Origin of the sequence: Adlercreutzia faecimuris (genome assembly GCF_022669055.1) — a bacterium.
Lineage (GTDB): Bacteria > Actinomycetota > Coriobacteriia > Coriobacteriales > Eggerthellaceae > Enterorhabdus > Enterorhabdus faecimuris.
The window spans coordinates 85,272-108,924 of the sequence record NZ_JAJMLW010000002.1 but is presented as its reverse complement, the minus strand read 5'-3'; the positions used below and the strand labels follow the sequence as shown (position 1 = coordinate 108,924).

20 protein-coding genes are annotated in these 23,653 nt (G+C 73.4%); 5 read left to right on the top strand and 15 right to left on the bottom strand.

Going from position 1 to position 23,653, the window contains the following annotated elements:
- Window positions 1-199 precede the first annotated feature (199 nt).
- Window positions 200-1,024 carry a glycoside hydrolase family 25 protein gene (locus LPT13_RS05655; RefSeq protein ID WP_242164473.1) on the top strand — a complete coding sequence of 275 codons (825 nt, stop codon included), beginning with the start codon at window positions 200-202 and terminating at the stop codon, window positions 1,022-1,024.
- Window positions 1,025-1,029: 5 nt separating this feature from the next.
- On the opposite strand, the gene LPT13_RS05650 is transcribed toward LPT13_RS05655, so the two are convergent.
- The 14 genes from LPT13_RS05650 to LPT13_RS05585 form a co-directional block, all read right to left on the bottom strand.
- Window positions 1,030-1,776, bottom strand: a complete 747-nt coding sequence (locus LPT13_RS05650) for a hypothetical protein (RefSeq protein WP_242164471.1) — start codon at window positions 1,774-1,776, stop codon at window positions 1,030-1,032.
- A 103-nt stretch (window positions 1,777-1,879) separates the two neighbouring features.
- Window positions 1,880-3,010 (bottom strand): DMT family transporter, encoded by a 1,131-nt coding sequence (locus LPT13_RS05645; protein WP_242164469.1) that lies wholly within the window; start codon window positions 3,008-3,010, stop codon window positions 1,880-1,882.
- 3 nt (window positions 3,011-3,013) lie between these two features.
- On the bottom strand, window positions 3,014-5,905 hold the full coding sequence (gene uvrA / locus LPT13_RS05640; protein ID WP_242164467.1) for an excinuclease ABC subunit UvrA: 2,892 nt from the start codon (window positions 5,903-5,905) through the stop codon (window positions 3,014-3,016).
- Between the two features lie 589 nt (window positions 5,906-6,494).
- Entirely contained in the window at window positions 6,495-7,442 is a 948-nt protein-coding gene (locus LPT13_RS05635) for a tyrosine recombinase (RefSeq protein ID WP_242164465.1), read from the bottom strand.
- 1 nt (window position 7,443) lies between these two features.
- Window positions 7,444-8,832 carry a methylenetetrahydrofolate--tRNA-(uracil(54)-C(5))-methyltransferase (FADH(2)-oxidizing) TrmFO gene (gene trmFO / locus LPT13_RS05630; protein WP_242164463.1) on the bottom strand — a complete coding sequence of 463 codons (1,389 nt, stop codon included), beginning with the start codon at window positions 8,830-8,832 and terminating at the stop codon, window positions 7,444-7,446.
- Between the two features lie 71 nt (window positions 8,833-8,903).
- Complete coding sequence (gene brnA, locus LPT13_RS05625) at window positions 8,904-9,170, bottom strand: type II toxin-antitoxin system BrnA family antitoxin (RefSeq protein WP_242164460.1); 267 nt, start codon at window positions 9,168-9,170, stop codon at window positions 8,904-8,906.
- Window positions 9,142-9,426 carry a BrnT family toxin gene (locus LPT13_RS05620; protein WP_242164459.1) on the bottom strand — a complete coding sequence of 95 codons (285 nt, stop codon included), beginning with the start codon at window positions 9,424-9,426 and terminating at the stop codon, window positions 9,142-9,144. The genes brnA and LPT13_RS05620 overlap by 29 nt, the downstream gene beginning before the upstream one ends.
- Before the next feature lie 67 nt (window positions 9,427-9,493).
- On the bottom strand, window positions 9,494-10,438 hold the full coding sequence (dprA, locus tag LPT13_RS05615) for a DNA-processing protein DprA (protein ID WP_242164457.1): 945 nt from the start codon (window positions 10,436-10,438) through the stop codon (window positions 9,494-9,496).
- Window positions 10,435-11,946: a YifB family Mg chelatase-like AAA ATPase gene (locus LPT13_RS05610; protein WP_242164455.1), complete on the bottom strand. Its 1,512-nt coding sequence runs from the start codon at window positions 11,944-11,946 to the stop codon at window positions 10,435-10,437. The genes dprA and LPT13_RS05610 overlap by 4 nt, the downstream gene beginning before the upstream one ends.
- Window positions 11,943-12,344, bottom strand: coding sequence for a YraN family protein (locus tag LPT13_RS05605; protein ID WP_242164453.1), 402 nt, complete (start codon window positions 12,342-12,344; stop codon window positions 11,943-11,945). The genes LPT13_RS05610 and LPT13_RS05605 overlap by 4 nt, the downstream gene beginning before the upstream one ends.
- Before the next feature lie 381 nt (window positions 12,345-12,725).
- Window positions 12,726-13,514: a ribonuclease HII gene (gene rnhB / locus LPT13_RS05600; protein ID WP_242164451.1), complete on the bottom strand. Its 789-nt coding sequence runs from the start codon at window positions 13,512-13,514 to the stop codon at window positions 12,726-12,728.
- A 74-nt stretch (window positions 13,515-13,588) separates the two neighbouring features.
- Entirely contained in the window at window positions 13,589-13,936 is a 348-nt protein-coding gene (gene rplS, locus LPT13_RS05595) for a 50S ribosomal protein L19 (RefSeq protein ID WP_242164449.1), read from the bottom strand.
- Between the two features lie 159 nt (window positions 13,937-14,095).
- Window positions 14,096-15,277, bottom strand: a complete 1,182-nt coding sequence (locus LPT13_RS05590; protein WP_242164447.1) for a histone-lysine N-methyltransferase — start codon at window positions 15,275-15,277, stop codon at window positions 14,096-14,098.
- 45 nt (window positions 15,278-15,322) lie between these two features.
- A complete protein-coding gene (locus LPT13_RS05585) occupies window positions 15,323-15,655 on the bottom strand; it encodes an SURF2 Surfeit locus protein 2 (RefSeq protein WP_242164445.1) in 333 nt (110 codons plus the stop codon).
- Window positions 15,656-15,995: 340 nt separating this feature from the next.
- Between LPT13_RS05585 and LPT13_RS05580 the strand changes: the two genes are divergently transcribed.
- From LPT13_RS05580 to LPT13_RS05570, 3 genes are all read left to right on the top strand, one after another.
- Window positions 15,996-18,965, top strand: a complete 2,970-nt coding sequence (locus tag LPT13_RS05580) for an insulinase family protein (protein ID WP_242164442.1) — start codon at window positions 15,996-15,998, stop codon at window positions 18,963-18,965.
- Between the two features lie 147 nt (window positions 18,966-19,112).
- On the top strand, window positions 19,113-19,892 hold the full coding sequence (locus LPT13_RS05575) for an ABC transporter ATP-binding protein (RefSeq protein ID WP_242164440.1): 780 nt from the start codon (window positions 19,113-19,115) through the stop codon (window positions 19,890-19,892).
- A 39-nt stretch (window positions 19,893-19,931) separates the two neighbouring features.
- The gene (locus tag LPT13_RS05570) at window positions 19,932-20,861 is read left to right on the top strand and encodes a SufB/SufD family protein (protein ID WP_242164438.1); all 930 of its coding nucleotides are present in this window, start codon (window positions 19,932-19,934) and stop codon (window positions 20,859-20,861) included.
- 172 nt (window positions 20,862-21,033) lie between these two features.
- Here the strand turns inward: LPT13_RS05570 and LPT13_RS05565 are convergent, their stop codons facing one another.
- Window positions 21,034-21,954, bottom strand: coding sequence for a substrate-binding periplasmic protein (locus LPT13_RS05565; protein WP_242164436.1), 921 nt, complete (start codon window positions 21,952-21,954; stop codon window positions 21,034-21,036).
- Between the two features lie 708 nt (window positions 21,955-22,662).
- Between LPT13_RS05565 and LPT13_RS05560 the strand changes: the two genes are divergently transcribed.
- Window positions 22,663-23,499, top strand: a complete 837-nt coding sequence (locus LPT13_RS05560) for a ComFC family protein (protein WP_242164434.1) — start codon at window positions 22,663-22,665, stop codon at window positions 23,497-23,499.
- The last annotated feature ends 154 nt before the right edge of the window (window positions 23,500-23,653 follow it).

The following is a 23,653-nucleotide window of genomic DNA, read 5'->3' as shown; positions in this document are numbered from 1 at the left end:
GCCGCCGCGGGGGACGCGGGAGCGCGGACGCCGCGAGGCCGACGGGCGCCGGGCGGCCGAGGGGACGCGGCGGGCGCCCGAGGGCCGGCGCGGTGCCGAGGGGCGGCGGGCCGGGGATGAGCGCCGGGCGTCCGAGGGCCGCCAGCCGGCCGGGGAGCGGGGGCGCGAGGCGGCGGGCCGCGCGACGGCGGCGGACGCGGTGGGGGCGCTCCTCGCGTCGCGCCGGGCGCGGATCGCGGCCGTCGCCGTCGTCATCGCGCTCATGGCCTGGGGCGTCGCCTCCGCCGTCGGCTCCTGCTCGTCCACGGCCGCCGCGGCGCGGCCCACCTCGGCCGACTTCGTGTCCCACCAGACGCCGGACTGGGCCGACCTCCACGAGGAGGACGGCCGCATGGTCTACACCGTCGACGGGCACGTGGCCTCGACGGCCGGCATCGACGTGTCCGAGCACCAGGGCGAGATCGACTGGCACGCCGTGGCCGGCGACGGCATCGAGTTCGCCATCATCCGCCTGGGCTGGCGCGGCGCGGCGGAGGGCGAGGTGCGCGAGGACGCCTGCTACGCCCGGAACCTCGCCGGCGCGCGGGAGGCGGGCCTGGACGTGGGCGTCTACTTCTTCTCCCAGGCCATAGACGAGGAGGAGGCGCGCGCCGAGGCCGACTTCGTGATCGAGCACCTCAAGGGGCGCGAGCTGGACTACCCGGTCGTCTACGACCACGAGCCCGTCGAGGGGGTCGAGGGGCGCGCCGACGACCTGAGCGTCGAGCAGATGACGGCTAACGCCAAGGCGTTCTGCGACCGCATCGACGAGGCCGGCTACCCGGCCATGATCTACGGCAACGCCGCGGGCCTGGCCCGCTACTCGCTCGCCGACCTGCCGGGCTACGGCATCTGGTTCGCCGAGTACGGCGCCACCATCCCCAGCCGCCTGGGCCGCTTCTCCATCTGGCAGTACACCGACGAGGGCGAGGTGGCCGGCATCGGGCGCACGGTCGACCTCAACATCCGCTTCCCCGAGAGCTAGGGCGATCAGGCCTCGGGCGGGTCGATGACCCGGGCCGAGCGCACGTTGCTCGAGGTGACGACCACCACCCCCACCGACCCGCGCTCGGGCGACTCCACCACGAAGGCGCGCCCGCGGTCCTCGCCGGTGGTCGGCAGCCCCCGCTCCGCGCCGGTCACCACGACCACGTCGACGTGGTCGTAGGAGCCGAGCATCCGGCTGCTCGGCGCGATGCAGACCACGAGGTCGGCCCCCTCCTCGCGCAGGTGGCGCTCGTAGCAGGACAGCAGCGTGGCCGAGGCGTAGGAGCTGACCGCGTAGACGCCGACGCGCTTGCCGCCGGCCCGCAGAATCTGGGGCTCGTCGTAGCGCGCGGCGTCGGCGATGTCGAGGGAGAGCACCGCTGCGTCCTTCTGCTCGTAGAGCGAGCGCACGTCCGACACGAAGACCGTCGGGGCCTCGGCCTCGGTGCCCCCGAAGGAGCCGAGGAGCGGCAGGATGGCCAGGCCGATGCTGTTGGTGGCCGGGTCGACGTCGGGTGGCGCCGGGTCGGCGGCCGGGTCGGCCTCGGCGGCCGCGTCCTCGGGGCTCACCGTGCCGGCGTAGACGAGGACGGTGTAGCCGTCCATGCGCCCGACCGTGTCGTCGACGAAGGACGCCGCGACGTTCCACGTGCGCGCGGTGGAGAAGTAGCTCGTCAGCACCACGCCGGCGAACGCGACGAGGAGCAGGAACACGACGAGGGCGATCTTTTCCCGGGAAGCCTTATCCATAGTGTCATGGATTATAGCGCCCCCGCGCCGGCCCTCCCCTGGCGCCTCCGCGGCCGGACGGCGCCCGGACAGGAAATACGCAAGCCTTAAGGCGCCTTCAGGTTCAGTCGCAGGCGAGGTCAGCGTCATCCCCGAGGGCCGCGTCGCGGGCCGGCGAGGCGGGCGCCGCAGCGGACGGGGCGGACAGGATCGGCGCCGCGTCGCCGCCGGCCGGTGCCGGCGAGCCCGAGGGGGGCGCGTCGCGGGCCGGCGCGGGCGCGCCCTCGCGCTGGCTCACCAGGAAGATCATGGCCACGATGGCCGCCGCGCCCGCGACGTCCCAGGGGCTCACGGGCGTGCCCAGCCACACGGCCGAGATAACGAGCGCCGAGACCGGCTCCACGCTGCCGAGGAGCCCGGCGCGCACGGGCCCGGCGTCCTTGATGCCCTGGACGAAGAGCAGGTAGGCGAGGATGGTGCCCACCCCGACGATGGCGGCGAACACGGCCCAGCCCTCCGGTGGCAGCACGACGGGCTGCTCCCACGGGCGGAAGGCGATGAGCGCCACCGCCCCGGCCAGCGCCATGGCGACACCCGTCACCAGGAACGACCCGTAGCGTGCGAGCGGGCGGACGGGCATGAGGTTGTAGAAGGCGAGCGACACCGCCGACACGAGGCCCCACACGAGCCCGGCCAGGGGCACCGCGAGCGTGCCCAGGTCGCCCTGGGTGGCGATGAGCACCACGCCGGCGAGCGCGCAGGCCAGGCCCGCCAGCTCGCGTGGGCATGGCGAGCGGCGCGCCTGGAGGCAGGCGAACAGCATCACGAGCACGAGGCCCAGCTGCTCGAGGAGCAGCGCGGTGCCGGCGCCCGCCAGCCCGATGGCCGACAGGTAGCTCACCTGGGTGAGCAGGATGCCCAGGATGGCGAAGCCCGCGATGCGCGCGAGCGACGAGCCGTCGGCGAGGACGGCGAGCACCCGGCGCCCCTCCCGCGCGACGGCGAGGGCCAGGAAGAAGGCGGCGGCGCACACCAGGCGCGCGCAGGTGATCCACTCGACCGGCACGGCCCACGTGCCCATGAGCACCTCGGCGCAGTTGGCCGAGAACCCCCAGAACACGCCGCCCGCGAGCGCGCAGGCCACCCCGCGCGCCAGATGCGGCCGCGCGGGCGCCCCGCCGGCGACGGCGCCCGCGGGCTCACCGTCGGCGGCCGCGGGATCACCGGGCCGCGCGGCCGGCCGGCTGTCCCCCATGGCCTAGTCCCCCAGCATGCGGGCGATGAAGCGGCCGGTGTGGCTCTCGGCCACGCGGGCCACCTCCTCGGGCGTGCCGGACGCGATGATCTGGCCGCCCCAGTCGCCGCCCTCGGGGCCGAGGTCCACGATGTGGTCGGCGCTCTTGATGACGTCGAGGTTGTGCTCGATGACGAGCACGGTGTTGCCGGCGTCCACCAGCCGCTGCAGCACGGCGAGCAGCTGGCGCACGTCCTCGAAGTGCAGGCCGGTGGTGGGCTCGTCCAGGATGTAGAACGTCTTGCCCGACGAGCGCTTCTGCAGCTCGCTGGCCAGCTTCACGCGCTGGGCCTCGCCGCCGGAGAGCGTCGTGGCCGACTGCCCCAGGCGGATGTAGCCGAGCCCCACGTCGAACAGCGTCTGGAGCTTGCGCTTGATGGCGGGGATGTTCTCGAAGAACGCCAGCGCGTCCTCCACCGTCATGTCGAGCACCTCGGCGATGTTCTTGCCGCGGTAGGTGACCTGCAGCGTCTCGCGGTTGTAGCGCTGCCCGGAGCACACCTCGCAGGGGACGTAGATGTCGGGCAGGAAGTGCATCTCGATCTTGATCTGGCCGTCGCCCTTGCAGGCCTCGCAGCGCCCGCCGCTCACGTTGAACGAGAAGCGCCCCGGCGCGTAGCCGCGAGCCTTGGCCTCGGCCGTCGAGGAGAACAGGGCCCGGATGTCGTCCCACAGGCCGATGTAGGTGGCGGGGTTGGAGCGCGGCGTGCGGCCGATGGGGCTCTGGTCGATGTTGATGACCTTGTCCAGCTTGTCGAGGCCCGTGATCTTGCGGTAGGGCCCGGTGCGCCGGTGCGCGTGGTTCAGGCGGTTGGCCAGGGCCGGAGCCAGCGTGTCGGTGACCAGCGAGCTCTTGCCCGACCCGGACACGCCGGTGATGACGGTGAGCGTGCCGAGCGGCACCTCGAGCGTGACGTTCTTGAGGTTGTTCTCGGTGGCACCCGTCATCTTGAGCGATCCGCGCTTGGGGCGGCGGCGCTCCTCGGGCACGGCGATGGAGCGGCGCCCCGACAGGTAGTCGGCCGTGAGCGAGCCCTCGGCGGCCATGATCTGGGCCGGCGTGCCCGCGGCCACCACCTCGCCGCCGCGCTCGCCGGCGCCCGGCCCCATGTCCACCACGAAGTCGGCCGCGCGGATGGTGTCCTCGTCATGTTCGACGACGATGACGGTGTTGCCCAGGTCGCGCAGGCGCTCGAGGGTGGCGATGAGCCGCTCGTTGTCGCGCTGGTGCAGGCCGATGGAGGGCTCGTCGAGGATGTAGAGCACGCCCATGAGGCCGGCGCCGATCTGGGTGGCCAGGCGGATGCGCTGGGCCTCGCCGCCCGAGAGCGTCGCGGTGGCGCGCTCGAGGGTCAGGTAGTCCAGGCCCACGTCCACGAGGAAGCGCAGGCGCGCCTTGATCTCCTTGACGATGGGGCCGGCGATGAAGTCGTCCTGGCCCTCGAAGGCGAGCCCCTCGAAGAAGGCGAGCGACTCCCCCGCCGACATCTCGGTGACGTCGTGGATGGACTTCCCCGCCACGGTGACCGCCAGGATCTCGGGCTTGAGGCGCCGACCGCCGCACGTGGCGCACGGGATGGTGGCGAAGTAGGCCCCCATCTTCTCGCGCTGGGCGTCGGACTGGGCCTCGGAGTAGCGGCGCTGCACCGCGGCCAGCACGCCCTCCCACTCGATGTACCAGTAGGTGTCGCGGCCGTCGACCGTGACGTAGTCCACGCGGATCTTCTCGCTGCCTAGGCCGTTCATGATGGCCTTCTGCGCCTTGGCGGGCAGATCCTCCCACGGGGTGGCCGGGTCGACCCCCAGGTGCAGGGCCACGGCCCGCAGCACCTGCGGGTAGTAGTTGCCGCTCTTGAACGGCGCGATGACGCCCTCCTCCAGCGACAGCGACGGGTCGGGCACCACGAGCGAGGGATCCACCTCGTCGCGGCTGCCGATGCCCAGGCAGTCGGGGCAAGCGCCGTAGGGGGCGTTGAACGAGAAGTCTCGCGGCTGCAGCTCGTCCATGGAGTGGCCGTGCTCGGGACACGCGAGCGCCAGCGAGAACAGGTGCTCGCCGGCCCCCAGGCCGCCGGTGGCGCCCGATGACGAGCCGCCCGCCTCGCCCTGGGGCTTGCCGTCGGGGCCCATCACCTGGACGAGCACCCGCCCGTCGGCGAGCTTGGTGGCGAGCTCCACCGCCTCGGCGATGCGGCTGGTGGCCGACGCCTTGAGGGTGACGCGGTCGACGACCACGTCGATGAAGTGCTTGATCTTCTTGTTGAGGGTGAGCGGCTCGCCGTCGAGCTTGACGATCTCGCCGTCGACGCGCACGCGGGAGAAGCCCTCCTTCTGGAGGTCGGCGAACAGCTTGGTGAACTCGCCCTTGCGCCCGGCGACCACCGGCGCCATGACGATGGCCCGGCGCTCCTCGCCCTCCGGCGACAGGCGCAGGATCTCGTCGGTCACCTGGTCGGTGGTCTGGCGCCGGATCTCCCGGCCGCACTCCGGGCAGTGCGGGATGCCCACGCGCGCGTAGAGCAGGCGCAGGTAGTCGTAGATCTCGGTGGTGGTGCCCACGGTCGAGCGCGGGTTCTTCGAGGTGGTCTTCTGGTCGATGGACACCGCCGGCGACAGGCCGTCGATGGAGTCGAGGTCGGGCTTGGACATCTGCCCGAGGAACATGCGCGCATAGCTGGAGAGGCTCTCCACGTAGCGGCGCTGCCCCTCGGCGTACATGGTGTCGAAGGCCAGGCTCGACTTGCCCGAGCCCGACAGCCCCGTGATGACCACCAGCTCGTCGCGGGGTATGGTGAGGTCGATGTCCTTGAGGTTATGCTCGCGGGCACCCTTGATGACGATTTCGCTCTGTCCCATTGCCTGGTTCGTTCCTCTGCTCCGCGGAGGGCGCGCCACGGCGAGGGGCGCTACCGTCCGACTTAGGTTTTCTCAGGGCGCCATTCTAACCCAAAACCCCGGACGCGAGGTGCGATAGGGGAACTTTTGTTCGTTATTCAAAGAGTGTCCACAATTGGGGGATCGCCCGCGGCCCGGGGCGGCTACAGGAAGAACGGGATGTACGCCAAGACGACGAGCGCGGCCCAGAACAGCGTCCTTGCCTTCTTGCGACTCATGGGTCCTCCCTCCGCCGTGGCCTGCGGCACCGCAGTGCCGCCATCGCTTGCTAGGGGGATTGTCGCGCGCACGCGGGGGCGCCGTCCCGGGCGCCGGGCGATCGTGGGGGCGCCGCAGCCGATCCGCAGCGCGGCCGTGGCGCGGCGGGCGCCGCCCCGTCACCTTGCCACCGCCCCGTAACCCGACGGCAAGCGGCCGGTAACCGCGGCGGAGGAGGCGGGGTGGAGGCAGGCGCGCACGCGGCGGCCATGGACGCGGCACGAAGGCCGGCGGCGCCCCGGCGGACGCGGGCGGGGACGCGCGCGGCCCTCCCGCGAGCCGCGCGCGGCGGCTAGGCGCGGGGATGCGCCGCGGCGTGGGCGGCGCGCAGGCGCTCGGGCGAGACGTGGGTGTAGACCTGGGTGGTCGACAGGCTCACGTGCCCGAGCAGCTCCTGGACCGAGCGCAGGTCGGCGCCGCCGGAGAGCAGGTCGGTGGCGAAGGTGTGGCGCATGTCGTGGGGCGACAGCCCGTCGTCGAGCCCGGCGGCGCGCACGGTGGCCTTGAACATCTTGCGGATGGCGTCGGGGCTCACGGGGTTGCCGCGCGACGACACGAAGAACCGGTCGCACTCGCGGCCGCCCAGAAGCCGCGGCCGGCCGACGAGCAGGTAGGCGCGCATCGCGTCGAGGGCCAGGTCGTGGACGGGGATGATGCGCTCCTTGGATCCCTTGCCGAGGACCTTGGCCTGGGCGCGCTCGAAGTCGACGGCGTCCAGAGCGAGCCCGGACGCCTCGGAGACGCGGGCACCGCAGGCGTAGAGGAACTCGAGCAGGGCCAGGTCGCGCATGTCCTGGGGCGTCTGGTCGCGCGGCTCGCCGTCGGGCCCGCGCTTGCCGTGGACGGCCAGCAGGCGCGCCATGTCGGCGGGCGGGATGACCTTGGGCAGCGACGAGGGCAGCCGCGGCCCCTGGAGCACGCTCGCCGGGTCGCCCTGCGCCAGGCCCGCGACGTTGAGCCAGCGGAAGAAGCCGCGCAGGGCCGAAAGGCGCCGGGCCACCGTCCGGCGCGCGTAGCGGGCCTGGTCGAGCTCGCCCAGGTAGCGGCGCAGCTGGCGGTGGGTGACGGCGAGGGGGTCGAGCCCCTCCCGCGCCGCCCAGCGCAGGTAGTCGGACAGGTCAACCCGGTAGGCGCGCACGGTGTGGGCCGACAGGGCCCGTTCCACGCGCAGCGACTCGCAGAAGCCCTCAACCTCAGCCGCGCCCGGCAGGGCCTCGTCGGCGAGGGGCCCCTCCCCCATGCTAGCGGCCGCCTTCCGCCGCGCCGGCGCCCGGTGCGAGCAGCCCGGCCCCCTCGAGGGCCCGGGCGTAGGCCTCGAGGGCGGCGGCGGCGCGCTCGGCGTAGGCGTGGTAGCGGGCGCCCTTGCTGCGCACGGGCGGGTCGAGCGGCTCCATGATGCCGAAGTTCACGTGCATGGGCTGGTAGTCGGCGGTGGCGGGGTCGGTGGCGTAGGCCATGAGCGCCCCGTAGGCGGTGTGCCGCGGCAGGGCGGGCAGGGACGTGCCGCGCAGGTCGGCGGCCGCGGCCAGGGCCACGTGCAGCCCCGAGCGGATGGCCTCGGCGTAGCCCTCGGTGCCGGAGAGCTGCCCGGCCACGTAGACGGGCGCCGGCAGCCGGCGGGCCGCCTCGGTCATGAGGCGCCCGTGGGAGTCGAGCAGGCGCGGGGCGTCGATGAAGGTGTTGCGGTGCATCACGCCGAAGCGGGCGAACTCCGCGTGCTCGAGGCCCGGCACCATGCGGAAGACGCGCTCCTGCTCGGGGAAGGCGAGGTTGGTCTGGAAGCCCACCAGGTTGTAGCTCTGGCCGGCCGCGTCCTCGGCGCGCAGCTGGAGCGCGGCCCAGGGGCGCCGCCCCGTGCGGGGGTCGGTGAGGCCGACCGGCTTCAGGGTGCCGAAGCGCGGGGCGTCGCGCCCGGCGCGGGCGATCTCCTCGATGGGCTGGCAGGCCTGGAACAGGTCCTTGGACCCGAAGGCCTTGTCGATGACGCGCCGCGCGCCCAAGAGCGCGTCGACGAACGCCTCGTACTCGTCGCGGTCGAAGGGGGCGTTCAGGTAGTCGCCGGCGCCCTCCTCGTAGCGGCTCTGGCGGAAGAGGCGGCCGTAGTCGAGCGAGTCGGCCATGACGACGGGGGCCGCCGCGTCGTAGAAGGCCAGGTGGTCGGCGCCGGTGAGCGCCTCGATCGACTCCGAGAGCGCGTCGGAGGTGAGCGGGCCCGTGGCCAGCACCACCGCGTCGGCCCGGGCGGCCTCGGCGGCCACGTCGACGGCCTCGGCGCGGTCGAGGGCGATGCGCGGGTGCGCCTCCACCTGGGCGGTCACGTCGGCCGCGAAGGCGTCGCGATCCACGGCGAGGGCCCCGCCCGCGGCCACCGGATGGCGCCGGGCCGCCGCGAAGACGCGCGAGCCGAGCCGGTCGAGCTCGGCCTTGAGCATGCCCGCGGCGCTGTCGGGCTTGGTCGACTTGAGGGAGTTCGAGCACACGAGCTCGGCGAGCCGGCCCGTGTGGTGGACGGCCGTGGGCACGTCCGGGCGCATCTCGACGAGGCGCACGGAAAAGCCGCGGTCGGCCAGGGTGAGGGCGGCCTCGCTCCCGGCGAGGCCGCCTCCTATGACGGTGATCTTCTCTTCCATGGGCGCCAGCATAGCAGAAGGCGCGCGCCCGGCCCGCCGGCCGCGGCGGAAGGCCAGAAGACCCCCACGACCTACCCCTCGGCCAGCCGGCCGCGCCGCTCCCTCTCCTCCTGGATCCGCTCGGCCAGCCAGATGACGATGAGCGACTGGCGGCTGACGGCGAGCCGGTCGGCCTCACGGTCGAGCTCCTCGATCATCCAGGGCGACATGGTGACGCCCACCTTGCGCGCCGTGGCGGCGCAGATCTCGGTACCGGGTATGACGTAGGGGGTCATGTCCACGCCCTCGTCGAACATGCGGTCGATCTCGCTAGCGGTTGGCGTTTCGCGCGCGGTCATAGCAGCTTACCTCCCTCTTGGTCGCGCGCCTCACGGAGATGAGGCGTATAGCTCCCAGCCGCCCGACGTAGACGGCCGACCAGCAACAACCGCCATACCGCGCGATGAGCATCCGACGCTCCTCGCCACGGCTCTCCAAGGACATGGACAGCCGGTGCCGGTCATCCCAGAGCCGCTGCGCCTCCTCGAAGTCGATCCCATGCTTGAGCAGGTTCGCGCGGCTCTTGGCAACGTTGTAGACGAACTTCTCCGCCATCTTACCATGCTCCTCTCGGATTCTCAACAGATGCCTATAAGGTACCTATACGGAATACCCCGGACACCTAGGAGCGCGGAGGGCGGACGACGGGGCCGTAGCGGCCGTCGGGGTAGCGGGCCACCAGGCCGTCGCGCTGGGCCTCGGCGAGCCACACCATGAGCCAGGTGAGGGCGTCGGTGCCGCCGCGGTGGCGCACGGCCAGCTCGCCGAGGGCCTCCATCCCCAGCGGCTCGGCCTCGAGCGCCGCCAGCAGCGCGCCGGCGGCCCCACCGGGGCGCGGGGGCCGGGCGCGGGCCGCGCCGCCGGGCGCCTCCTCCCGCCGCAGGCACCCGAAGGCGCCCATGAGCGCGTCGGCGAGCGAGTCGTCGTCCACCACGGGCACCGCGCCCTGGCAGAGCAGCCGGTTGGCCCCGCGCGACGACGCCGAGGTGATGGCCCCTGGCACCACGAGCACCTCCCGCCCGGCCGCGAGCGCCGCGTCCGCCGTCGAGAACGTCCCCGACGGCAGCCCCGCCTCCACGATGAGCGTGGCCCGCGCGAGCCCCGCGATGAGCCGGTTGCGCTCGCGGAAGGTGAAGGGCAGGGGCGCGAAGCCCCACTCGTGCTCGGACGCGAGCGCCCCGCCCGCGTCCACGATGCGCTGGAACAGCCCCACGTTGGCCCGCGGGTAGGGCTCGTCCAGGCCGCCGCCGAGGAAGGCGACGGTGGGCGCGCCGGCCGCGAGCGCCGCCTCGTGGGCCGCCGCGTCGCAGCCGCGCGCCCCGCCCGATATGATCGGCACTCCGCGCTCGGCCGCCAGGCCGGCGAAGCGCCGCGCGCAGCCCAGGCCGTAGGGCGTCGCCCGGCGCGCGCCCACCACGGCGAGCCCCGGCGCGAGCGCCGCCGGGTTCCCGATGACGTAGAGCCGCGCCGGCGGGTGGCCCACCTCCTCCAGCCGCGCGGGGTAGCCCGCCTCGCCGCGCGCGAGCACGTGGCGCTCGCCCCGTATCCGATCCCGCGCCATCGTCATCCCCCCATCCCCTCGCGCAGCCGGAACCCGAGCGCCTCGGCGAGATGCCCGCGCCCCACGGCCGCCGCCTCGTCCATGTCCGCCAGGGTGCGCGCCACCCCCAGCGTGCGGATGATGGCCCGCCCGCTCATGCGCCAGGCGCGCGCCATCGACTCGAGGAAGCCCCGATCGTCGTCGGACAGGCGGCAGCGCGCCACCGTGCCCTGGGGCCCCGCCGGCACGCCCTCCTCGCGCGCGGCGCGCCACGAGGCGTACTCCCGCGCCCTCATCACCCCGGCACGCAGGGTCGCCGAGTCGGTGCCCCCGCCGGTCGCCATCACGCTCTCCGGCGGAAGGCGCTGGACGTCGAGGTGCAGGTCGATGCGGTCCATGAGCGGGCCGCCGATGCGCCCCTGGTACTGGCGCACCTGGGCCTCCGTGCAGCGGCAGCCCCGCTCCCCCTCGTCGGCGCCGTAGTAGCCGCAGGGACACGGGTTCGCGGCGGCCACCAGCATGAACCGGGCCGGCAGCCGCACGTTGCCGTCGGCGCGGGTGATGCAGACGTAGCCCGACTCGAGAGGCTGGCGCAGGCCCTGGAGCACCGAACCGGCGAACTCGGGCAGCTCGTCGAGGAACAGCACCCCCTGGTGGGCGAGGGATATCTCGCCGGGGCGCACGGGGCTGCTGCCGCCCACGAGCCCGGCCTGGGACGCGCTGTGGTGCGGGCTGCGGAAGGGGCGCCGCCCGGCCAGGATGGGCGCCACGTCCTCGCCGGCCACCGAGTGCACCACGGCGGCCTCGAGCATCTCGTCGGGGGTCAGCGGCGGCAGGATGGTGGTGAGCCGCGAGGCGAGCAGCGTCTTGCCGCTGCCCGGCGGCCCCATGAGCAGCACCCCGTGGCCGCCGGCCGCGGCCACCTGGAGGGCCCGCTTGGCCACCTCGTGGCCCGCAACGTCGCTGAAGTCCGGCTCCGCGCCCGCGTCCCGGGCCCGCGGGCGCTCGGCGAGGGTGCGCGGGCCCGGGCCGCCGGGCCGCAGGTCGGACAGGCGCTCGAGCCCCAGCTGCTCCACCTCGGCGATGGGCAGCCGGGCCGCCTCGGCGCTGCCCACCAGGGAGAGCCCCCGGTCCCGGGCGCAGATGCCGAAGGCGAGCGCCCCGGAGGCCGGGCGCACCCGTCCCTCCAGCGACAGCTCCCCCACGAACAGCCGCCCCTCCACGGCGGCGGGGGCGAGCTGGCCGGTGGCCGCCAGGATGCCCACGGCGATGGGCAGGTCGAAGCCGGTGCCCGTCTTGCGCAGGTCGCCCGGCGCCAGGCTCACCACTATCTTCTCGTTGGGCATGGCGAAGCCCGCGGCGCGGATGGCGGCGCGCACGCGCTCGCGGGCCTCCTGGACGGCGGCGTCGGGCATCCCCACCACCGCCATGCCCGGCAGGCCGCCCGACACCGCCACCTCCACCTGCACCGGCAGCGCCTCGACCCCGCGCAGGGTGGCGCCGGCCACCGAGCAGCGCCCGAACGCCCCCGTCATAGGGCGTCGAAGGCGTTGATGTGGTGGCGCACCACCGCGCGGCCCGCCGACGTCACCACGATGGACACCACGTCGAAGCGCACGAGGGCGCCGTCCATCCCCCGCTCGGTCGCGTAGGCCAGCGCGATGCGCTCGTAGCGCTCGCGCTTGGCCGGGCCCACCGCCTCGCCGGGGAACCCGTGGTCGGTGCCCCGCCGCGTCTTCACCTCCACGAACACGAGCGTGTCCCCGTCCCGCGCGATGATGTCGGCCTCCCCCGCGAAGCAGGTCCAGTTGCGCTCCACCACGTCGTAGCCGTGGCGGTGCAGGAACTTGGCCGCGGCGTCCTCCCCGCGCCTGCCGAGCTCCCGGTTGCGGACGCCGCGCCGGGCGGCGCCCTCCCTCTCCTTGACGGCCATGGGCCCTCCTCTCGTCGTCGTGGAGAGGAAGCCTAGACGCCCCCGGCGGCCCGACGGCGCCGCGGCGGCGCCTCAGCTGCGACCGCCCCGCGCCGCCGCGAGAGGCGCCCCGCCGCCCCGCGCGCCGCCCCGCGCGCCCGCCCCGCCTCGTCCGAGGCCCGCGCCGGCGCCGCCCCCGGCGGCCCGCGGCGTCGCGCGCGCCGCTCCCCCGCCGCCCGAGGGCGCCCGCGCGGCATCGCCCCCGCCGCCCGAGGGCGCCCCGCCTGCCGCGCCCCCGGGCGTCCGCGCGCCCGCCCCGCCCCGCGGGCAAAGCAAGAGGGCGACCCCCTCGGGGATCGCCCTCGTCAGGCGGCCGTCCGCGCGCGCCGGGCGCGCCGGGCCCTAGAACAGCGTCGGCTGCGCGAACGCGGTGCAGAACGACGCGCGGTGGATGGGCGTGAGCCCGTGCTCGCGGATGGCCGCGATGTGGGAGGGACTCGCGTAGCCCTTGTTCTCCGCCAGCCCGTAGCCCGGGTACTCCGTGTCGTAGGCCTCCATGAGGCGGTCGCGCTCCACCTTCGCCACCACCGACGCCGCCGCGATGGAGGCGCACCGCCCGTCGCCCTTGACGACGTTGGCCTCGCGCGGGTCCAGGCGCAGGGGGTTGCCGTCGAGCAGCACCAGGTCGGCCCGCACCGTCTCCTCCACCGCGGCGAGCGCGCGGCGGAAGGCGGTGACCAGGCACGCCGTCATGCCCGCGGCGTCGATCTCGGCCGGCTCGACGTAGCGCACCGCCCAGGCGAGCGCCCGCTCGCGCACCTCGGCCGCCACGGCCTCGCGCGCCTCGGGCCGCAGCTGCTTGGAGTCGTTGAGCCCCGCGATGGGCTCGCCCGGCCCCAGGATGACGGCGCCCACGGCCAGGGGCCCGGCCAGGGGCCCGCGGCCCACCTCGTCGAGCCCGACCACCACCGAGGCGCCCCGGGCGTCGGCGAGCGCCCGCTCGAAGCCGTAGAGGCCCGCGAGCCTCTCCCGCTCGGCGGCCTCGGCCGCCAGCCGGCGCCGGGCCGCCTCCACGGCGGCGCGCACCCCCTTGCGCCCGTCGGCGACGAGCGCCCGCTCCAGCACGGCGAACTCCCCCTCGTCGGCCCGCTGGAGCCGCGCCCTCACCTCCGCGACCGTCTCGCCCTGCATCGGCGCCTCCCTCCGCATACGAAGAAGGGGCCCGCGGGCCCCTTCGGTCTTGCTCAGCTCTGAGAAGCCGCGTCCTAGCGGTACGCCTTCTCCTTGATCTTGGCGGCCTTGCCCACCTTGTCGCGCAGGTAGTACAGCTTGGCGCGGCGCACGTCGCCGCGGCGGACGACTTCGATCTTCTCGATCTTCGGGGAGTGCACGGGGAAGGTGCGCTCGACGCCCACGGAGAAGCTGATCTTGCGGACGGTGAAGGTCTCGCGGCTCGAGGCGCCCTGGCGGCGGATGACGTCGCCCTGGAACACCTGGATGCGCTCGCGGTTGCCCTCGGTGATGCGGTAATGGACCTTCACGTTGTCGCCCACGTTGAACTCAGGGAGGTCCTGCTTGATCTGCTGCTGCTCGATAGCGCGAATGATGTCCATGTCGATTCCTTCTATATACTGCCTATGTCTGACCCTTGGGTACCGTCTGCATAAAGACGCGATTTGATAGTATATCGCCCCCTCTCCCGTTATGCAAGGGAAAAATGGGGCGCGCCCCGCGAGGAGCCGGACGGCCCCGCGGGCCGCACCGCGGGGCGCCTAGGCGTTCACGTACACGTAGATGGTGCGCACCGTGTCGGCCAGGTTGCCGGTGGCGTTGGCCATGGTGTAGTCGTAGGACAGCACCGCCGACCACTCGCGCACGGCGCCCTCGCCCTCCGCCGGGCCGGAGAACGAGCAGTACTCCTTGATGAGGGTCTTGCCGTCGGTGTCGTAGGTGGAGTAGCTCGCCTTGTCCTCGGGCAGCTCCACGCTGCCGGGCGCCACGTCGACGCCGGCCTCGGCCAGGGTCTTCTCGATGATGGCCTCGTTGCGCACGGCGTCCGAGAAGCTGAGCGAGCCGTACCCCAGCGAGGTGGTGGAGGTGGAGTAGCCCGCCTGGACGACCAGGCCGGCCTCGTCCAGGCCCAGGTAGACCGTCGGCGTGCCCGTGCGGACGTCGGCCGGCTCGGAGGTGAGCGCCACGCGCACCTCGAGCCTGATGGGGTTGTCCTCCTCGTTCACCTCGCGCGAGCTGGACACCTGGGCCCCGTGGGCCAGGTACTCGACGGCCTCGTCCTGCCCCATGCCGAGCAGCGCCACGAGGTTGGGCACCGTGGTCTTCTTGGCCGTGGCCGTGGAGGCGTCGGAGGTGTTATCGGCGTCGAGCGTGGCGGCCTGCTGCTGGTCCTGGTGGGTCTGGGCCTGCTGGGACGCCGAGGTCTCGGCCACCTTCACCAGCTGCACGGTGAAGTAGGCGCCGGCGGCCAGCAGCAGCACGAGCACGACGGACACGGCGATGAGGATGCGGCGCATGCGGCGCGACTTGCGCAGGTAGGCGGGAACCTCCTCGTCCCCGCGCCGGCCGCCCGCCTCGGGCGCGCCGGTGTGGGCGGCCCTGCCGTGGCGGCCGTGGCGGCCGCGCGGGCGGTCCTCGGCGCCGGGCTCGCCGTCCACCTCGGGGGCCGGGGGCAGCTCGCCCGGGGCCGGCGCCGACCAGTCGGCGTCGTCGGGCATCCACGCGTCGCCCGCGTCCTCCTCGCGGCACGACGGGACCACGGGCGAGAACGCCTCGGTGAGCCCCATGGGGGCGCCGTCGGGGGCGTCGCACGACGTGGGCCGGCGCCGGCGGGCGCGGGCGTCCACGAGGGCGTCGTCGGAGGGGGCCTCGAAGGCCTGGGTGAGGCCGAGGGGGGCCTCGTCGGGGGTGCCGTTGGCTTCGTCTCTGGTTCGTTTGGGCATGGGTCCGTTCCTTTTTCCTCGGGGTGCGGGGCGGCCGCGGGCGGCCTACCTCAGCAGGCAGTACCAGACGGCGAAGGCGATGACGCCGAGGACCGCCAGCACGATGACCGCCTTCTGGGCGGTGCCCATCTTGGAGGACTCCAGGTCCTCCAGCGTGGTCTCGCGGTAGGCGTCCGCCTTGGGCGCGCGCGGCGCAGGGCGGGGTTTTCCCGCCGGGACCGGGGCCTCCTCGGGGGCCGGCGCGGCGTCGGGGGCCGGGGCGGGCGCGGGCGCGTCGCCGGCGCGGGGCACGGGGCCGCCCACGGCGCCCGCCTGGATGACGATGTCGTCGTCGACGTCGCTCACCTTTATATGGGAGTACCTCTGGGCCTCGGTCATGCCGCCGTCCTTTCTCCTAACCGGGGCATTATACCGCGCCGGGCGCGCCGGGCGCCCCATTCCGGGAAATCCCCACGCCGCGGGCCACCCGCCGGGCCGGTGTGTGGATGTTTCGCCCGGATGGCATTTCTTCAACTTGGAGTTCGCTCCACGTGTTATAAAGCACGGTGAACGAGTAGAATGTCTCTCAAGTCACCTGGGCCGCACCGCGCCCACCTGAGAGCACGCAACGCACGTCACGCACGTCACCGCATCACCCCGCTCCACCGCACACCCGACACGTCTTAGCACCGCACGCTCCAACAGGTCCGGCAAGACGCCAACGCGCGAAAGGCTCATCATGACCACGTTCGATCCCGCCGTCCTCGAGACGGCCCGCCGGCACGGGTTCTCCCCCGTCGACCAGCAGGAGCTCCCCGAGATCGAGGGCACCGCCCTCACCCTGCGCCACGACGCGACCGGCGCGCGCCTGCTCTACCTGCGCAACGACGACGCCAACAAGGCGTTCTCCGTCTCCTTCAAGACCCCCGCCGCCGACGACACCGGCGTGTTCCACATCCTGGAGCACTCGGTCCTGTGCGGGTCGGAGAAGTTCCCCGTCAAGGAGCCCTTCGTCAACCTGCTCAAGGGGTCCATGCAGACGTTCCTCAACGCCATGACCTTCCCCGACAAGACCATGTACCCGGTGGCCTCCACCAACGAGCGCGACCTGCTCAACCTGGCCGACGTCTACCTCGACGCCGTGTTCCGCCCGGCCATCTACGACAAGCGCACCACCTTCGAGCAGGAGGGCTGGCACCTCGAGCTCGTCGACGCCGACGGCGCGCCCGGCGACGGCGCGGATCCGGCGGGGCCCGGACGGCCGCGCCTCGCCTACAACGGCGTGGTCTTCAACGAGATGAAGGGGGCGCTGTCCGACCCCGACTCGGTGCTCTACGACGCCCTGTCGGCGGCGCTGTTCCCCGACACCACCTACCGCTTCGAGTCCGGCGGCACGCCCGAGGCCATCCCCACGCTCACCTTCGAGGGCTTCCTCGACGCCCACGCGCGCCACTACCAGCCGTCCAACTGCTACCTCACGCTCTACGGCGACCTCGACCTCGACGCCTTCCTCGCCCTCATCGACGACGGCTACCTCGCGCCTCTGGCCGCGAGCCCCCGCGGGGCGGGCGCGCCCAACCCCCTCGGCGAGCAGGCGCCCGTCGAGGCCCGCGGCGTGCGCCGCGAGATGGCCACCGCACCCGAGAACGCCGCCTGCGCCCTCGGCCTCGTCGTGGGCCGGGCCGCCGACCGCGAGCGGGTGCTGGCCGCCGACATCCTGCTCGACGCCCTCATGGGCTCCAACGAGGCGCCCCTCAAGCGCGCCATCCTCGACGCCGGCCTGGCCGACGACGCCTCGGGCTTCCTCGCCGACGCCGTCGCCCAGCCCTTCGCCGTCATCGAGCTCAAGGGGCTGCGCGCCCCGGACGCCCTGGAGCGCCTCGAGGCCCTCGTCGCGGCCGAGGCGGCGCGGCTGGCCGGCGGCGGGCTCGACCGCGCCCTCATCGACGCGGCGCTCTCCCATGCCGAGTTCGTCATGCGCGAGCGCAACTTCGGCTACCCCGACGGCGTGCTGCTGGCCATGTCGGCCCTGTCCGGCTGGCTCTACGACGACGATGACGCCTGCGCCTACCTGCGCTACGAGGACGCCTTCGCCGCCCTGCGGGCCAAGCTGGCCGAGGGGTGGTTCGAGCGGCTCCTGCGCGAGCTGCTCCTGGACAACCCGCACCGCGCCTCAGTCGAGCTCGTCCCCGTCGAGGGCGACGGCGACGCCGCCCTGCGCGAGCGGCTCGCCGCGCTCGAGGCCGGCATGGGCGAGGACGACCTGGACGCCGTGCGGCGGGCCGTAGACGCCCTGCGCGCCGTCCAGGAGCGCCCCGACCCACCGGAGGCCCTCGCCTGCCTGCCGGCCCTCACCGTGGCCGACCTGGCCGACGCGCCCGAGGAGCCCTTCTACGGCATGACCTCGCGCCACACCCCGGTGCCGTGCCTGCGCCACGACCTGCACACCCGCGGGCTCGTGTTCGCCTACCGCTACTTCGACCTGTCGCGGCTCACCTTCGAGGAGCTGCCCTACGCCACGGTGCTCGCCATGGTGCTCGGCAAGCTCCCCACGGCGCACCGCACGGCCGCCGAGATCGACACCCTGGCCCAGTCGCGCCTCGGCAACCTGTCGTTCTTCACCGAGGTCCACGAGGACGCCGTCGAGCGCACCGCCTACACCGCGAAGTTCGTGGCCAGCACCTCGGCCCTCTCCGAGAACGCCGGCTACTGCGCGTCGCTGCCCGACGAGATCCTCTCCGAGACCGACTTCTCGGACCACGCCAAGATCCTCGACATCCTCAACCAGAAGCGCGTCACCATGGAGCAGGGCATCGCCAACGCCGGCCACAGCTCGGCCATGGCGCGCGTCGCCTCCTACTACCTGCCCGCCGCCGTGGTGCGCGAGCAGATGGGCGGCATGGACTTCTACCGCTTCCTCCGCGACCTCATCGAGCATTTCGACGAGCGCGCCGACGAGCTGGAGGCCACGCTGCGCGACATCAGCGCGCGCCTGTTCGCCGACGACGGCTGCATCCTGAGCTTCGCCGGCACCGACGACGACCTCGACCGCTACTGGGCCGCCGGCGGCCGGCTCGGGCTCTCCGACGCCGGAGTGGCCGCCCGCCTCATCGCCGCCGAGCCGGTGCCGCGCCGCGAGGCCTTCGTCGTGCCCAGCGACGTCACCTACACCGCCATGGGCTACGACCGCCGCCTCTTCGACGGCCCCTTCACCGGCATCTGGATGCTGGCCAGCCGCGCGCTGTCCTACGACTACCTGTGGAACGAGGTGCGCGTGAAGGGCGGGGCCTACGGCGCCGGCTTCCAGATGACGCGCCCCGGCTCGATGCGCTTCTACTCCTACCGCGACCCGCACATCGACGAGACGGTGGCCCGCTTCGAGGGCGCCGGGGGCTGGGTGGCGGACTTCGACCCCACGCCGGCCGAGATGGACGGCTACGTGGTGTCCACCATCGCCGGCATCGACGTGCCGCTCAAGGCACGCGAGCTCATGCGGCGCCAGGACGGCCAGTTCTTCTCGCACTTCACCCCCGAGCAGCGCGCCCGCGTGCGCTCGGAGGTCATCGCCGCCACGCCCGAGCAGGTGCGCGAGCTGGGGCCGGCCATCACCCGCGCCACCGACGAGCAGCTGGTGTGCACCGTGGGCAACCGCTCCCTCATCGAGCAGTCGGGCCTCGACTTCACGGTGGTCGACCTGCTGAACGGCTAGCGGAGAAACCCCCTTTGCAATTCGCCGCGGACGGCTACAATAGCCAGGGAAACCTGGATCACGTGCCGCGCGCCGACGGGCGTCCCCCAGCGGGGCGCCCGCGCTTTCGACGAGGGCGGCGCGCCTGAACGATCGGAGACATGGAACATGCTAGAGCTGAAGAACCTCGTGTTCGAGGTGCCCTCCGGCCCCGACGGGGACGTGAAGCGCATCATCGACGACCTGTCGCTCTCCATCGGCGACGACCGCTTCACGGTCATCACCGGCCCCAACGGCGGGGGCAAGTCCACCCTGGCCAAGCTCATCATGGGCATCGAGACGCCCACGAGCGGCCAGATCCTGTTCGATGGGCAGGACATCACCGCCCTGCCCATCACCGAGCGCGCCCGCCTCGGCATCGGCTACGGCTTCCAGCAGCCGGCCCGCTTCAAGGGCATGACCGTGAAGAAGCTGCTCGACATCGCCGCCGGCAGGAAGCTGCCCATGCTCGCCTGCAACGAGTACCTGGCGAAGGTGGGCCTGTGCTCGGCCAGCTACCTCACCCGCGAGGTGGACAAGTCGCTGTCGGGCGGTGAGGTCAAGCGCATCGAGATCGCCACCATCCTGGCCCGCGACCCGAAGCTGGCCATCTACGACGAGCCCGAGGCCGGCATCGACCTGTGGAGCTTCGACCGCCTCACCGAGACGTTCCGCGACATCCACGCCGCGCGCGACGGCCGCTCCATCGTCATCATCTCGCACCAGGAGCGCATCATCCAGCTGGCCGACGAGATCGTGCTTTTGCGCAACGGCCAGGTGGTCGAGACGGGCACGCCCGAGGAGCTCATGCCCAAGCTCGGCTTCGCGGCGCGCGGCCTCGACGACTACGGCTGCCCGCTGTCCACCCCCACCGAGCTGCACCTGACCGAGATTCCCACCACGTGCTAGCGGACGCCCGCGCACGCTTCCCCCTAGAAGGAGACAACCATGGCCGTTGACCTTTCCCCCATCGACGAGGGGCTGCTCGCGGAGATCGCGAACCTCCACGGCATGCCCAAGGGCGCCTTCAACATCCGCAAGGACGGCGAGCTGGTGGAGCGCCACTCCTCGGCGTTCATCGAGATATCCACCAAGACCGACGTCCCCGGCATCGACATCCGCATCGCCCCGGGCACCAAGGGCGAGACCGTCTACATCCCCGTCATCGTCACCCAGTCGGGGCTCAAGGACGTCGTGTACAACACCTTCTACATCGGCGAGGACTGCGACGTGAAGATCGTGGCCGGCTGCGGCATCCACAACCACAGCGACCAGGCCTCCGAGCACGACGGCATCCACAGCTTCTACTGCGGCAAGAACAGCCGCGTGGTCTACGTCGAGAAGCATTACGGCGAGGGCGAGGGCACCGGTGAGCGCATCCTCAACCCCACCACCAACGTCTACCTCGAGGAGGGCGCCTACTGCGAGATGGAGATGGTGCAGCTGCGCGGCGTCACCTCCACGGTGCGCGACACCAACGCCGAGCTGGGCGCCGACGCCAAGCTCGTGCTGGTCGAGAAGCTGCTCACCCACGACCGCCAGACGGCCGAGTCCAACATGAAGGTGGAGCTCAAGGGCGAGGGGTCGTCGGTGCAGGTGATCTCGCGCTCGGTGGCCCAGGATGACTCGGTGCAGGTGTTCAACCCGCTCGTCATCGGCGAGGCGGCCTGCCGCGGCCACGTCCAGTGCGACGCCATCATCATGGGCAACGCCAAGGTGAAGGCCATCCCCGGCATCGAGGCGGCCAGCGAGGACGCCATGCTCGTCCACGAGGCGGCCATCGGCAAGATCGCCGGCGACCAGATCGTGAAGCTGATGACCCTCGGGCTCACCGAGGAGGAGGCCGAGCAGGAGATCCTCGAGGACTTCCTGAACTAGGGCGCTCGCGAAGGGGGGGGGCGGCTTGCGGGCCGCTCCCCCCTTTTTTCGCGAGGAGGGTGGCTGCGGTCGCGAGGAGGGTGGCTGCGGGGCCGCCCGGATAGAAGAAGAGGGGGCGGCTCCCGGCGGAGCCGCCCCCTCTCTCTTTGCGTTCCCTGCGTTCTCGCGCCTGCTAGCTGCGCGAGGGGCTCGCCCCCACGGCGTTGCCACCGACGGTCGAGGGCAGGTCTCCGTCGTCATCGCCGTCGTCCTCCTCCTGGGTGGCGGCCGAGGCGCCGGCCGTCTGGGGCACGGCGGACAGGTCGAGCGCGGTGCCGAGCCACTTGCGCTCGATCACGTCGATGACGCCGCCGTTCGTGAGGTCGGACACCCCCTGGGCGACGGAGGCCTGCAGATCGGCGTTGTCCTTGGACACGCCGATGCAGTAGCCGCTCGGCGTCAGGAGCATGGCGACGATGGACACATCGACGCCCTGGCCGTGGGCCGCGTAGGAGCCGATGATGGCGTCGGCGGCCACGTAGTCGTCCGTCCCGGAGGACAGGTCGGCGAAGGCGTCGGTGAGGTTGGTGGTGGAGGTGAGCGCCGACTCGCCGAACTCGTTGGTCACGGCCCAGGCGCTCTTGGAGGATATCTGCGCGGCGAACTTGGGCGAGGCGGATGCCGCGGGAACCGGCGCGTCGGGCGAGGTGGCGAAGGCGGCCACGCCCGTGGGCAAGTAGGCGTCCGACATCCAGAAGTCGCCGCCCTCGGACTGGTCGATGCCCATGACGACGTCGACCTTCCCCTCGGCGAGCGCGCCCTCCGGGTCGGATCCGACGTCCACGATGGACAGCTTCAACCCCATCTGGTCGGCCAGGGCGGCCGCGATGTCCACGTCGATGCCGATGATCTTGTCCGAGCCCATGCCCGCCAAGGGCGGGTTGGTGGTGTCGACGCCCACCCGCAGGGTGCCCGCCTGGCCGATGGTCGGCGGCGCCACCGTGGGATCCTTGAGCGCGGGCTGGTAGCTCGAGCTGGCGCAGCCGCCCAGGACGAGCGCGAGGCACGTCATGGCGGTCGCCAGGGCGACGAGCGCACGGGTACGCTTTCCCAACTTGACCTCCGTCTTCGAGACTTCGAGAGCGCTTCCTCCGGCTGACCTAGTCTTCGACCCCACACTCGCGCACCGGGGCCTTCGCTTGCGCTAGCGACCCTCTCGCCCGCCGCGGCCTCGTGCCGCGGATAAGGTAAGACGGGCGGTGCGGCTTACCTCTAGGATACGCCGTGCTCACGGGACGGGCCCGCTTACGTGGATCCTTTCGACCGCATCTGCCATGGACTGAGGAGGCGCACGCGCCCCCCGCAACTACAGACCCGAAGGAAGCACCGTACAGTGTAGCAGAAGCGCGCCCCGCGCGGAGGCGTCATGCCAGGTCGGGCCGTGCGGGGGCCCGCGGCGGGCGGAGGTGTGGCGGGGGCCGCGATGCGGTGGGAGGCGAAGGCGGCGTGGCGCTGGGGTCCGGGCGGGGCCCGCGGCGGAGCGGGAGGCCGCCCATGGCGGGAGCGGAGGGCCCGCCCATGGCAGGGATGGGGATGAGGTAGGGCCGAGGGGCGCCTGCGGCGGGATGGGGCTCGGACGCGGCGGGGCCCGCGCATGGCGGGGGCGGGGACGCAGGGGATCCGAGGCGGCGCGGGGCGGCGCCGGCGGGACGCCGGAGCGGGGCGTCGATGGAGCGGGGGTGGCGGGCGGATCCCGCGGGGCGGCCGCAGCCGCGACGCCCGTGAGGCGCCCGCGAGACGCCGGGGGCGCGATGATGGGGCCATGAGCCGATCCGCCCTCGCATACCCGCCCTCCCGTCCGCCCGCGGCGCCTCCGACACGCCGCGGGCGGCCCGCCGCGCCCACGCCCGTGCCCCGCCCCCAGCCCGAGCCGGCCGGCCGGGGGCGGCGCGCGGCGCGCCTCCTGCGGGAGGCCGTCGTCGAGACGGCGTGGCCCACGCGCTGCGCCGTCTGCGACGAGCCGGGCGCGGTGCTGTGCGATCGCTGCGCGGACGCGCTCGCCGTCATCGACCGGTGGGACGCCTGCCCGCGATGCGGGGCGCCCTGGGGACGCGTCCAGTGCAGCGAGTGCAACCCCGTCATGCTGGCGGCCTCGGGCAGGGAGGCGCTGCCCTACGCCGAGGGGGCGGCCGCGGTCATCCTGGACGAGGCGGCCCGGGCGGTCGTGGTCACCTACAAGGACCGCGGGGAGCGGCGCCTGGCCTCGGTGATGGCGGCGCGCATGGCCGCCTGCGCGCCGCCGGCCTGGGTGGCGCCAGAGACCCTGGTCACCTTCGTCCCCGCCTCGGGGGCCGCCCGGCGCCGGCGCGGGTTCGACCACGGCGAGGAGCTCGCCTGCGCCGTGGCGGGGCTGCTCGGGCTTGCCTGCGCGCCCCTGCTGCGCCGCCCGCGCGCGGCCGACCAGCGCCGCCTCTCGCGGGCCGGGCGCGCTGCCAACATGGCGGGATCCCTCGCCGCCCTGCCCGGCGCCACGGCCCCCGGTGCCGTCATCGTGGTCGACGACGTGGCCACCACCGGGGCGACCCTCTGCGCCGCCGCCGAGGCGCTGGCCGCCGCGGGCGCGGGCCCCGTCTACGCCCTCACGTTCGCCCGGGCCTGACCCCCGGGCCGCCCGGAGCCGGTTCCGAGGCCGGACGCGCTCGCGGTCGGCGACGGACGCGAAAAAGGGGCCGCCCCTCACGGGACGGCCCCCTCATCAGCTTCCCCGCCACCAGGGCGGGCGGCATCCGGCGCGCTCGGGCGGGCGGCGCCGG